General features: G+C 63.3%; 14 protein-coding genes. 8 read left to right on the top strand and 6 right to left on the bottom strand.

Features of this window, described 5'->3' with window-relative positions; genetic code table 11:
* The 3 genes from G3O06_RS20435 to G3O06_RS20425 form a co-directional block, all read left to right on the top strand.
* Window positions 1–376, top strand: a 376-nt coding sequence (locus G3O06_RS20435) for a zinc-binding dehydrogenase (protein WP_205817286.1), incomplete at its 5' end; no start/stop codon positions are given.
* Window positions 377–407: 31 nt separating this feature from the next.
* Window positions 408–1283: an SDR family NAD(P)-dependent oxidoreductase gene (locus G3O06_RS20430; RefSeq protein WP_205817285.1), complete on the top strand. Its 876-nt coding sequence runs from the start codon at window positions 408–410 to the stop codon at window positions 1281–1283.
* A 5-nt stretch (window positions 1284–1288) separates the two neighbouring features.
* Window positions 1289–2113 carry an SDR family NAD(P)-dependent oxidoreductase gene (locus G3O06_RS20425; protein ID WP_174915544.1) on the top strand — a complete coding sequence of 275 codons (825 nt, stop codon included), beginning with the start codon at window positions 1289–1291 and terminating at the stop codon, window positions 2111–2113.
* 35 nt (window positions 2114–2148) lie between these two features.
* On the opposite strand, the gene G3O06_RS20420 is transcribed toward G3O06_RS20425, so the two are convergent.
* From G3O06_RS20420 to G3O06_RS20395, 6 genes are all read right to left on the bottom strand, one after another.
* Window positions 2149–2397 (bottom strand): hypothetical protein, encoded by a 249-nt coding sequence (locus tag G3O06_RS20420; protein ID WP_174915545.1) that lies wholly within the window; start codon window positions 2395–2397, stop codon window positions 2149–2151.
* Window positions 2398–2514: 117 nt separating this feature from the next.
* Window positions 2515–3489: a threo-3-hydroxy-L-aspartate ammonia-lyase gene (locus tag G3O06_RS20415; protein WP_205817284.1), complete on the bottom strand. Its 975-nt coding sequence runs from the start codon at window positions 3487–3489 to the stop codon at window positions 2515–2517.
* Between the two features lie 61 nt (window positions 3490–3550).
* Complete coding sequence (locus G3O06_RS20410; protein ID WP_174915547.1) at window positions 3551–4189, bottom strand: helix-turn-helix transcriptional regulator; 639 nt, start codon at window positions 4187–4189, stop codon at window positions 3551–3553.
* A gap of 63 nt (window positions 4190–4252) precedes the next feature.
* Window positions 4253–4756 (bottom strand): YbaK/prolyl-tRNA synthetase associated domain-containing protein, encoded by a 504-nt coding sequence (locus G3O06_RS20405; protein ID WP_205817283.1) that lies wholly within the window; start codon window positions 4754–4756, stop codon window positions 4253–4255.
* Window positions 4757–5012: 256 nt separating this feature from the next.
* Complete coding sequence (locus G3O06_RS20400; RefSeq protein WP_346779542.1) at window positions 5013–6386, bottom strand: FAD-binding oxidoreductase; 1374 nt, start codon at window positions 6384–6386, stop codon at window positions 5013–5015.
* Between the two features lie 74 nt (window positions 6387–6460).
* On the bottom strand, window positions 6461–7042 hold the full coding sequence (locus G3O06_RS20395) for a hypothetical protein (protein ID WP_205817282.1): 582 nt from the start codon (window positions 7040–7042) through the stop codon (window positions 6461–6463).
* Between the two features lie 612 nt (window positions 7043–7654).
* Between G3O06_RS20395 and G3O06_RS20390 the strand changes: the two genes are divergently transcribed.
* The 5 genes from G3O06_RS20390 (at window position 7655) to G3O06_RS20370 (ending at window position 11455) form a co-directional block, all read left to right on the top strand.
* Window positions 7655–8275 carry a TetR/AcrR family transcriptional regulator gene (locus G3O06_RS20390; RefSeq protein ID WP_174970071.1) on the top strand — a complete coding sequence of 207 codons (621 nt, stop codon included), beginning with the start codon at window positions 7655–7657 and terminating at the stop codon, window positions 8273–8275.
* A 187-nt stretch (window positions 8276–8462) separates the two neighbouring features.
* On the top strand, window positions 8463–9338 hold the full coding sequence (locus G3O06_RS20385; RefSeq protein ID WP_205817281.1) for a hypothetical protein: 876 nt from the start codon (window positions 8463–8465) through the stop codon (window positions 9336–9338).
* A 91-nt stretch (window positions 9339–9429) separates the two neighbouring features.
* Window positions 9430–10338: an alpha/beta fold hydrolase gene (locus G3O06_RS20380; protein WP_205817280.1), complete on the top strand. Its 909-nt coding sequence runs from the start codon at window positions 9430–9432 to the stop codon at window positions 10336–10338.
* Between the two features lie 281 nt (window positions 10339–10619).
* Window positions 10620–11009, top strand: coding sequence for a lysozyme inhibitor LprI family protein (locus G3O06_RS20375; RefSeq protein ID WP_205817279.1), 390 nt, complete (start codon window positions 10620–10622; stop codon window positions 11007–11009).
* Window positions 10949–11455 carry a hypothetical protein gene (locus tag G3O06_RS20370; RefSeq protein WP_346779541.1) on the top strand — a complete coding sequence of 169 codons (507 nt, stop codon included), beginning with the start codon at window positions 10949–10951 and terminating at the stop codon, window positions 11453–11455. Before G3O06_RS20375 ends, G3O06_RS20370 begins: the two co-directional genes overlap by 61 nt.
* The last annotated feature ends 127 nt before the right edge of the window (window positions 11456–11582 follow it).

Raw genomic sequence — 11582 nt, 5'->3', positions numbered from 1 at the left:
GCGCGCATGGGCGCCCGGCGGTGTCGACCTCGTGCTCGACGCGGTCGGCGGCGACACGCTGCCCGATGCGCTCGACCTGCTGGCGCCGGGCGGCACGCTGGTGAACATCATGACGCTCGCGGCCGGCGATGCGGAGCGGCTCGCCGCGACGGCGGCCGAAGCCGCACGACGCGGCCTGCGCACCGCGATGACCTACAGCCGGATGCCGAGCGGCGGCACGCTCGGCCGGATCGCGGCGCAACTCGAGCAGCGCACGCTGCGCGTGCCGCGTTTCGATCGTTTCCCGCTCGAACAGGCGGCCCGCGCACTCGATCTCGTTCAAACGGGCGAGGCGAAAACGAAGCTGGTGCTTCATGTTGCGGATATCGCCCGCTGAGCGGCCCGCACGCACATCACAGGAGACAACGATGACCGATACCCGAACCGGCGTACTGGCCGGCAAGTGCGCGCTCGTGACGGGCGCAAGCCGTGGCATTGGCCGCGCGATCGCGCAGCGCCTCGCATCCGAAGGCGCGACCGTCGTCGTGACGGCGCGCAGCCTCACGCAATCGGCGACGACCTCCGGCACGCTCGCCGAAACGGTTGCGCTGATCGAGCAGGCCGGCGGCCGTGCGATCGCGGTTGCGGCCGACCTGTCGAACGCGGCCGAGCGCGATGCGCTCGTCGGGCGCGCGGCGCAGGCGGCCGGCGGCCTCGACATCCTCGTCAACAACGCGGGCGTGGCCGACTACGCGCGCGTCGACGCGATGCCGATGACGATGTTCGACACGACGATCGAACACTATCTGCGGATTCCGTTCGCGCTGGCACAGGCCGCGATCCCGCTGATGCGCGCCCGCGGCGCCGGCTGGATCGTGAATGTCGGCTCGGTGACGGCGCTGCCGCCGCTGCGGCCGTTCGACGATTTCTCGCGTGCGGGCGGCGCGACCGTCTATGCGGCGGTGAAGGCGGCACTGTCGCGCTTCACGCAGGGGCTCGCGGCCGAACTCGAAGCCGACGGGATCGCGGTGAATCTCGTCGCGCCGAGCACGGCGATCCGCACGCCCGGCGCCGCGCGCTACATCCCCGAAGGCTATCCGACCGAGGATGTCGCGTACCTCGCCGAAACCGCGCTCGCGCTGTGCGGCCTGCCGGCGCGCGAACGCACGGGCCTCGTCACGCACAGTCTGCATTTCCCGCTCGCGCAGCAGCTTACGGTGCGCTCGCTCGACGGCCGCACGGCGCTGCCGCCGCCGGTGATTCCCGCGTATGCGCATCCCCACATCGACCCGACAGGACTCTGATTGACATGACGAATTCGATTCGCTTCGACGGCGGCACCGCCGTGATCACCGGCGCGGCCAGCGGCATCGGCAGCGGGCTCGCACGCCACGCAGCCGGGCTCGGCATGCGCGTCGTGCTGGCCGATCTCGACCCGGTAAAGCTCGAAGCATTCGCCGCGACGCTCGACACCGACGTCCTGTGCGTGCCCACCGACGTCAGCCGGCCGGAAGCCGTCGACGCGCTGGCGGAGGCGGCCTGGCAGCGCTTCGGCGGCGTCGACCTGCTGTTCAACAACGCGGGCGTGATGGCGACCGGCTTCACCTGGGAAATCACGCCGGAACGCTTCGAGCGCAGCTTCGCGATCAACGTGCACGGCGTGCTGAACGGGATCCGCAGCTTCGTGCCGAGGATGCTCGAACGCAACGTGCCGGCGCGCGTCGTGAATACCGCGTCGGTCGGCGGGTTTCTGCCGAGCCCTTTGATGTCGCCTTATTCGGCGACGAAATTCGCGGTGGTCGCGCTGACCGAATCACTGTACGGAGAACTGAAGATGTTGGGTGCGCCGGTCGGCGTGTCGTTGCTTGCACCGGGCCCCGTGCAGTCGGGCATCTTCAACGACCCGTTTGGCGCGGCGCACGACCGGCCCGAGGTGCGTGGCTTCGTCGACACGATGCGCTCGATGCTGAACGCGCACGGGCTCACGCCCGACGCGTTCGCCGAGCGGGTGTTCGACGGCATCCGTGCAGGGCGTTACTGGCTCATTCCGCAACCGGAGACGATCGACGGCGCGCTGCAGCGGCGCACCGACGACATCCTCGCTTCACGCGATCCGTCGCTGCCGTCGTTCTGAGGGCCGGGCGCGGCAGCCGCGCCCGGCGCGTGCCGTCACATGTGCGTACCGGAATGCGTGCGGCCGCTCGGGTCGCCGCCGCGATCGGGTGGCGTATTGTTCTGATCGATCTTCGCGAGCACGAAGCCGGCGTGCGGTAACGCGCCGGGTGAGCGGTGCGTTGCTTGCGCGACGGCGTCGTGGGGCGACGCGGCGGGAAAACCGGATGACGTCACGCCCGGTTGAGCGAACGCCGAAAGGGAAGCGGCCGCCAGGGCGGCGGCGACGATCGCGTGCGATTTCATGGTGGCTCCTTCACGACTGACTACGGGACAACGTAATCAGTCTAGGGCGCGAAACTTAACGCGACGTGAAGGTGTGGTGCGGCGCGGATGACGGAATGTTCATGCGCGCCGCGACGTTCATGCCGGCGCCGACACCAGCGCGCAGAAGTTCTCGAGATCGACGTTGCCGCCGCTGATCAGCACGCCCACGCGCTTGCCCTGCAGCACGTCCTTCATCCGTCGCACGGCGGCGAACGACAGGCAGCCGGTCGGCTCGACCACAATCTTCATACGCGTGGCGAAGAAGCGCATGCAGTCGATCAATTCCGCGTCCGTTGCGGTCAGGATGTCGTCGACGTCGCGGCGGATGATCGGGAACGTCAGGTTGCCGAGGTGCTGCGTCTGCGCGCCGTCGGCGATCGTGCGCGGCGTGTCGATATGCACGATCGCGCCGGAGCGGAACGATTGCTGGCCGTCGTTGCCGGCTTCCGGCTCGACACCGTACAGCAACGCTTGCGGCAACAGTGCGCGCGTGGCGAGCGCGGTGCCCGACAGCAGCCCGCCGCCGCCGAGCGGCGCGAATACCGCGTCGAGCGGGCCGACTTCGTCGAACAGTTCCTTGGCCGCCGTGCCCTGGCCGGCGATCACGTCCGGGTGGTCGTAGGGCGGGATCAGCGTGAGCCCGTGCTGCGCCGCGAGATCGCGCCCGATCTGCTCGCGATCCTCGGTGTAGCGGTCGTAGGTCACGACCTTGCCACCGTAGCCGCGCGTCGCGGCCATTTTCGCGGCCGGCGCATCCTGCGGCATCACGATCGTCGCGGGAATGCCGAGCATGCGCGCCGACAGCGCAATCGCCTGCGCATGGTTGCCGGACGAGAACGCGACGACGCCGTTGCGGCGCTGCTCCGCATCGAAGCGCGACAGCGCGTTGAACGCGCCGCGGAACTTGAATGCGCCCATGCGCTGCAGGTTCTCGCACTTGAAGAACACCTGCGCGCCGAGCGCTTCGTCGATCGTCCGCGACGTCATCACCGGCGTGCGGTGCGCATGGCCTTCGAGCCGCGCCGCGGCAGCGGCAACGTCGTCGTACGTGGGGAGAGTCGGAGAGTTCATGGGTTGCCCGGTGGTCATGAAAATCGGTCAGCAGGAAAGCAGCGCGAGTATCGCGCTTGCGTTATTTCGCATCGTTGTAGACGGTCGCGCGCGAGACGCCGAGATGCTGCGACACGATCTCCATCGCGCGGCGCACTTCGAGGAAACCGTCAGCCTTCAGCGTCTGCATCAGCTCGCGGCGCTGGTCGGTCTTCAGTTCGCGCGGCGTCGTGGCGAGACGCATCGCGAATGCGTCGATGCGTTGCCGGATCGCATCCGCGCCGGCCGGGTCGAGCGTTTCGGCGATGGCTTCGCCGTCCGTGCTGCAGAACTGGTTCAGCATGCCCTGGAAGCCGCGGAACAGCGTGACGTCGGCATTCAGGCACAGCGCGGCCACATAGCGGCCGGTCGAATCCTTGATGCCGATCGACGTGCTTTTCGCGGTGCGGCCGTCGGCGAAGCGGTTCGGGTAGTTCGCGAGCACGGGCGGGAAATCGTCGTCCGCGATGCGGGCGAGGCCGAGCTCGGTCGCGGGATCGCCAACTGCGCGCCCCGACAGGTTGTTGTGGATCGCGAGGATCGCGTGCTTCGGCGTGCGCAGGTCGTGGACCACGACTTCGGTGAACGGCGCGAACATCGCGCCGAGCCCTTCGGCAATGCGCTGCACCTGTTCGATCAGCGATGCCTGCTCGGACAGCACGAGTTTCCGGGTGGTGGTCATGATGGTTTCGCGTTCAGGTTTCGGATCGAGGCGACGGCTTCGGGAACGGGGCAACCGGCGTGTTTATACGCCGTCCGCGGCTTCCGGCCGCGTGATGTCGGCGAGCAGCGGCTGCGCGATCCGCACGTAGTCGGCCGCGTCGAGCACGACGGAGCGGTCGAGGCGGCCCGCGTTGAAAGCGATCTCGGTGTTGCGTTCGACCAGTGCCGGATCGACGACGAGCGTCACGCTGGGGTCGAACACGAACGGCGGCACGGCGCCCATCACGCAGCGCGTGACGGTGGCCGCGAGGTCGGGCGACGCGAGCGTTGCCTTGCGGCGGCCGACCGCATCGGCGACCTTGCGGAAATCGATCTTCAGATGGCCGGGAATCACCGCGAGCGCGGTGGTGTCGCCGCCATCCTTGAACGAGCAGAGCATCGCTTTCGCGCCCTGTTCGGGGCGTGTACCGCGCAGCGCGGCAATCGCGTCGGATTTCCCTTCGGCCGGGTGCTCGAGCACGCGGAATCGTGCGCCGGACGTAACCAGCAGATCGCAAAGCGTGTCGAAAACGGGGTGGTCGCTCATGTCGCTCCGGGCAAATGGGGCCGGGGAATCGAGGCGCGCTCGGGTTCGAATGCTTCAGCGTGCCGGTCGATGGAATGTCCAATTATAGACGTTTTGTCATGGGTGTGGCAAAGGGGCGGGAGGCCGGGGAGTGGAGGGCGTGGCGGGAGGAAAGGGGATCGTCGAAAAAGGGGGGCGTTGCGGAATGGGTCGGGGCGGCGGTCGCGACGCCGCCGTCGCGCCGCTGGTGACGACGGGAGCGCGCGACCGCCCGCCGTTACTTCGTCAATCCTCGTTCCTCCCATCGGTCCCACGTCTTCAGTGCCTGACGGGCGACCCTGCCGAACAGAAACGACAGGGTGTCGCTCTTCATCGACATCGATTTCCTGTTCACGATCCAGAAGTCCGTCAAGGCCGATTGCTTTCCGCTCAGCAGATCCGCGATCGTTCGGCCGTTGAGGTGTGTCAAGGCGACGCCATGACCGAAGCATCCGCCCGAGTAGATGATGCGTTCGTCATCGATGAAACCGATCTCCGGAACCATGTCCATCGTCACCGAAACCGGGCCGCCCCATCGGTAGTCGATGCGCGTGTTTCGTAGCTGCGGGTAGATCCATTTCAGGTGTTCCTCGCAATGCCGCCACGCCGCTGGGGCTGGCGTTTCTTCCATGGCATCCGTCCTGTAGCTGATCGCATCCCCGCCTCCCATGAGAATGCGGCCATCGGCCGTCGGCCGGAAATAGTGCAGCATCTGCCGGTTGTCGCCGAACGACTGTCGTTCCTTCCAGCCGATGCTTTCCCATTGCGCATCGCTCAAGGGTTCGGTGACGACCTGATACGTCCAGAGCGGATACTGGCGCGCTTTCAGCTTCGACGAGGCGGGAACCTGGCGAGAATAGGCATTCGTCGCCACGACGATCCTGTCCGCCTCGATCCGGCCATGCGGCGTCGCGATGCGTACCGCCAACGGCGTTCTTTCCAGGCTGGTGACGGGTGTCAGCTCGTAGATCGAGACCCCGCTCGACATCGCCAGGGCCTTCAGCGACCGAACCTGCTTGCACGGGTCGAGATAGCCGGTGTCCGACTCGTAGATGCCGCCTGCGAAGCGTTCGGAGTGGAAGTCCTGCTGGAACCGGTGCGCGTCGTGCCACACCATGTCCGTGTCGATGCCCAGCTGCTGGAACAATTCAAACGTCTTCTGCATGCGGCCCAATTGCTGTTTCGTGTAGCTCGCGCGAACCAGGCCGCCATGGCAGTAGTCGGACTGAAAGCCGTGTTCGTCGATGAGCTGCCGGGTGTGCGCCACGGCGAGCTTCAGGTAGTGATGGGCATCGACCATCTTTTGCTTGCCCCAGCGCAGCACGACCATTTCCGGCTCCAGGCCGAACATCTTCGTGCTGAACCCGGCGTTGCGACCGCTGGCGCCGAATCCCACGATAGCGGCTTCCAGCACGACGACTCGGGCGTTGGGATTGTCCTTCTTGAATTGAAACGCGGTGTTCAGCCCGGTGAAGCCGCCCCCGATGATGGCGACATCGACCTTGAGATCCCCGATCAGCGACGGGTTGGGCGCATATTCTCCGTAGGCTTGCTGCCAGAATGACCTGGCCTGCAGCGGTGATGTTGGGTCGAATGCCATGACGATGCTCACATGTGGGGAGATCCGGTCGCCGCTCCACGAATGACGGTGAGGGCGCAGCGGTCGATTTCACGGGTTATAAGGGCTCACACTTGTTGATGTCGGCTATTGATTTCGGTATCCATAATAATTTTCTCGTTCTGAAGAATGAACGCGTCGACGCGGCTTGCCAGCACTGCATCATCGCCATCCAGTGAGCGCCTCATCATGTCGATCTGGAATTCCTCCTGATCGACCATGTAATCGAGAAAGGCACGCACATCGGAAGGGCCGATGTCTCGAAGCCGACGCAACACTTCGCAGTAGGCGATAGTCTCCGCGTACACGTGCTTCAGGAGCGGCGTCAGCAGGCTCGTCGGGACTGAACCCACCACCCAGGCCTTCACCCGTGTGGTCAACGAGGGCGTAGCATCCATCCCCCAGCGCGTTGCCGCGGCATGGTAAATCGGCGCATTGAACGCTTCCAGTTTCAGATAGGCGGCCCAAAGTCGCTGGCGCGGATCGCCGTCGAGGCGCCCCGCAAGTCTTCCAATGGCACGCAAGGCGAACGCGCGGTTCTGGATCTCGTAGTGAAATCCGTCGGTGAATGCGTTGGTCGGCATCAAGATATCCCGCTCATTTAAGGCCAGCGTTTGGCAGGGAAAAGCGGTTCCCTGCCATGCCGGCATGTCGATCGATTCGAGTGATAGAAAAGTAATCCTAATAATTAAGGTCCGGCATCCATCAATGGTCGGAACAATGGGTTAGGTACTTAGTCGCTGGAAACGCCGCCAGCCTCGCGCTCGACAACGCCGTACCGCTTCCCGCGAGGAAAGTGATCCTTGTGAGCCTGTTATGCGTGGCGTCGGGCAATCTGCCCCGTATGCAATACGCCGGTGCGTATCGACGATAATATGTCGCGTGACCTATTCGTGCAACACCGGCGATGAACGTGCATCGTGGCTCGAGACGGGCGCCGAACGAGTCGCATGTACGCTCGCCGATGGATACCGTCTCGTCTCCGCGATTCGGAAACCTGCGTAGAATGTCGCCGTCAGGTTCGGCATCTCGGCTTCCACATTGGACCGGCGCCTGGAAGCCGACGGCAAATGCGGGTCGATCGACACGACCCAGTGTCACGCCTCGATGCTTCGCAATATCCGGTCGACCAACCTATATCTCGGCTACCCGTGTACCGAGCGGGCGCGGTGCGGCCGGTATGCGGCCGGGCATGAGCGGCGCCGACGCGTCATCAGCACCATTGCCCCGGGCATTCGCTCACAGGGCAGCAGGAGGAATTCGTGAAGAGGGCGGTTCTCGATAACGGACGCGTCTTGACCGAACGCGGCAAGAACACCGTGAATAAAATTATGGCCAGTGCGATCGAGATCTTCGTCGTCGAAGGCTACGGTGGGCTGACCATGCGGAAGGTCGCGGCAAAAGCGGGATTGGCGCTGTCGAACCTGCAGCACTACTTTCCCACGCGCGAAGACATCTTCGAGGCCATCCTTTCCGTGACGCGGGAGGCGTATGCCAATACGTACGACAGCGTGCGTGCGGACACGTCGCTGACACCCGAGGGCCGTCTGGAGAAAGTGGTCCGACTGTTGCTCGAAGACGGAAAGCAGCCCAAGACCCAAAGCCTGTTCGTGAACTTCTGGGCACTGGCCCAGACGCAAGAGTTCGCGCGGAAAATGCTCGAAGAGGGATACGGGTTTCAACGAGGCGTGATCGCCGGATTCATCGAAGCCGTGAACCCGGCGCTGTCACAAGCAGCGCTCACCAGGCGAGCTGCACTGGTCACGGCGCAGATCGAAGGGCTTATCGTGCTGATACCGCAAAGAAATCGGTTCCCGTCGGATATCAAGGGAATCGAGGACGATGTGGTGATGGCCATTCTGGCCTTGGCCAAGGCGCCATGAGTTGAATCGCTGTGGCGGTTTGGCGCCAGCCGCGGATTGTAGGAGCTTCGGAGCGCGGAAAATTCTGCGCGCCAAGGTTGGCCGAGGCGCAGCGTTATCTCTCGTAGATCCACGGGGCAGAGACGTTGGCCCGACGAGGCTTGCTTGCAACTGGCTGGAATGTGGATCTACGAGGAGTAGACGGGCAATGTTGATCAGCACGCAGGAAAAGGGCGGGGAGGATTCATCCTCGGGGCCGCGATATCCAGGCATTCGAAAAATCAAGAAACGCCACTTCTCCATAAAAACGGTGCTGGCACTCATACTGGCGCTTGTTGCAAATTGCACGTTTGCCGCAAGCGACGTGGGCGACAACGATCAGCAGCAAGCCGCGTTGCGTACCCTGATGGGCAAGGATCCGGTGCCGTCGGACAGTGTCAAGGGTGTCGCGTTGTCGCCATGGGCGCATGGACCATCGGCTTCAGGGCCGCTGTGGGTCGTGTCGGCATTGGTCCAGCGCTCGACTGAAAGCGTCGACGCGGAGTTGTGGACGGGTGTCCTGACCCGCGACGGACAAGGGTTCCACCTGCTCGCGAGTGACCGAAGCGAGCGCGTCGATACGTCACCGATGTTGTGGAATGCATTCCTGACCATGGACGTGATTCCCTACCGGATCAGCGCGCAGGAAACCGCCTTTGGTGTTCGCTTCAACAATAACTACACATCGACCTCCCATAGCGATTCGACCGGGATACTGAGCCTGTATCGCTATGCCGATGCACGCGTGACACCGATCTTCACTGCAGTTACCGACTGGTCGACCTATGACAAGGACGGGGCTGCGGCGTGTGTCGTGGAGAAGGCCGGAAAAGACAAGGATCCGGGCGACGCACGGCAGGATGCGTGTGATGCGGAAAACACGGAGGAGGTGCATTACGTGTTGTCGTTCAGCCCTCATATGAGCAACGGGCACTACGACCTCCTTGTGCGTCCGAAGGGTAAAACCGCGTCGGGCAAATCCGCGCGGTTTGCCTGGAATGAAAAGACTTATCAGCCGCGTCGATTCGCCGGTGACTGGCACTGAAAGTCGCTGCGTGTGGGCCAGGTGTCGACGGTCTCATGCATATAGGCAGCCGTTGGCTATGGCTCTTCATCACGGGGATACCTTACAAACCATGCAGACGGAAATCGAAGCCCCGGGCCCCGTCGGCCCGCTGAAAGGCACGCTCTTGTCTCCGGACATCGCCGACGCTCCGGTGGTGCTGATCGTGCCGGGCTCGGGCCCGACCGACAGGAACGGCAACGCGCCGAACGGGCTCCAGGCGTCGACCTACCGATTGCTCGCGGAAGGATTGCTCGATGAAGGCATTGCGTCGGTTCGAATCGATAAGCGCGGCATGTACGGTAGTGCATCGGCGATACCGGATGCCGATGACGTCACGATCGAGGACTACGCGGCTGACATCCATTCGTGGATAGCCGCCATCCGGGCGCGGACAGGTGCTTCCAGCGTATGGGTGTTGGGGCATAGCGAGGGTGGTTTGGTGGCGTTGTTGGCTGCGCGGCAATCGGCCGATATCTCCGGCCTGATTCTGGTTTCTACCGCGGGACGCCCGCTAGGGCCGGTATTGAGGCAACAACTGCAATCGAGTCCTGCAGTTGCCCCGTTCCTGGAAAATGCGATGTCGATCCTCGATTCCCTGGAAGCCGGGGATCGGGTAGAGGGAGCCAGGATCGATCCTGCACTCATGCCGTTGTTCAGGCCGCAAGTTCAGCGCTTCCTGATGAGCGAATTGACGGTTGATCCGGCAGCGCTGCTGGCCGGTTATATGAATCCCGTGCTCATCGTGCAGGGATCGCGGGATATCCAGGTTGCCGTACAGGACGCGGAACTGTTACAGCGAGCAAATCCGCAGGCCGAAATGGCGCTGATCGCCGACGCCAATCATGCACTCAAGACGGTTCACACGGCGGATCTGCAAGAAAACCTCGCCGCTTATTCGAACCCGGATCTGCCGCTGGCGGACGGTGTCGTGGAGGCAGTTTCGGCGTTCGTGCACACATCGACAGCGAGTCGGCGCTAGTTCCGGAGGAAGCCGGTTCGTCCGCCGCCGCGGCCTTTAAAGGGGCGTGTAACTGCCGGATGATGTCGAGCGTCTGCTGTCGGGAAGGCGGAGCGGCCGTTTCAACCCGTTTCGGCCGGACGCGTCGGGCGGGAGTCGGCCATAACGGGACTTTCGGCGGATTCGCCGAGATCGACGACAATCGCTATGCCACCGAAATCGTGAGGCTGTCGGTTCGCTGGCTTGGACGACAGAAGCACGTCATTCCCGTTCGGTAACCGTCACGGAACAGAGGCTCCCAAATGAAGAGACGCAAGCTATCGATGATCCTTTGCGTCGCTGCCGCAAGCATCACTGCGATGGCAAACTCACAAGAGCCTGGTTGTCACAACGACGGATCGGGTGCTGATAGTGCTGTTTGTGCGCACCAAGGTTTCGTTAGAGCCGACGCGCAGCTGAACGACGCTTACCAGGCCGCCCTTGATCTCTTGGGTGTCGATACCGAGCGGGCTGATGCGAGAGCTGCGTTAGTGGCGGCACAACGACAATGGATCAAGTTCCGCGATGCTGACTGCCAGGTTCAGGATCGCATCTTTCAACATGGAACATTACGCGCTGCGATCGTAGAGTCGTGTCTGAAAAATTTGACGGAACAACGAACGACAGAGCTGAAAAAACTTTGGCTGCCTTAGTTGAAAGACCGCAAACAGCAAGTCTGAAGGACCGCTTCGAGTTGCAGATTCAACCGGTCAACGCAACAAAAAAACGAACCATGACAAACCTGATTCGATTCCGCGTCCGACCGGTGTTTCACGGCAGCGATCTTCTGGTCGAGGTACTTGACGACCATCGCGCAGTGGATTTCCCGAACGTCGTCGCGATCCTGCAAGATGCGCTGCATTCGGTCCAGGTCCCGCATCCGGACGGCCTTGATGAGCCCGTGGTCGCATTGTCACAGGACCGTTACTTCAGCTATTGGACATACGCTCGAGGCAGCTACGAAATAGACGACGATATCTGGGGCCTGTTCGTTACGGCCTCTATCGACAACGCCGCTATCGTCGCGGACATTGAAAGCGCACTCCTTTTGACGGGAAAGTTCGTCAAGGAAGAAGTGGATTTCAGCAAGTTCGAGTGAGTTGAAAGAATCCGGGAAAGCTTGCACAACCACGACGAACGACCGCTCTCGGGGGGGCAGCAGGAGCCTCTCCAGGTTGATCAACGCCAACGACGGAAATCCGCGAAGCAGCAAAAACGAGCCGGCG

This window comes from Burkholderia sp. Ac-20345, assembly GCF_017104825.1.
GTDB lineage: Bacteria > Pseudomonadota > Gammaproteobacteria > Burkholderiales > Burkholderiaceae > Burkholderia > Burkholderia lata_B.
The sequence above is the reverse complement of the archived record's forward strand: the minus strand, read 5'-3'. Positions and strand labels throughout refer to the sequence as shown.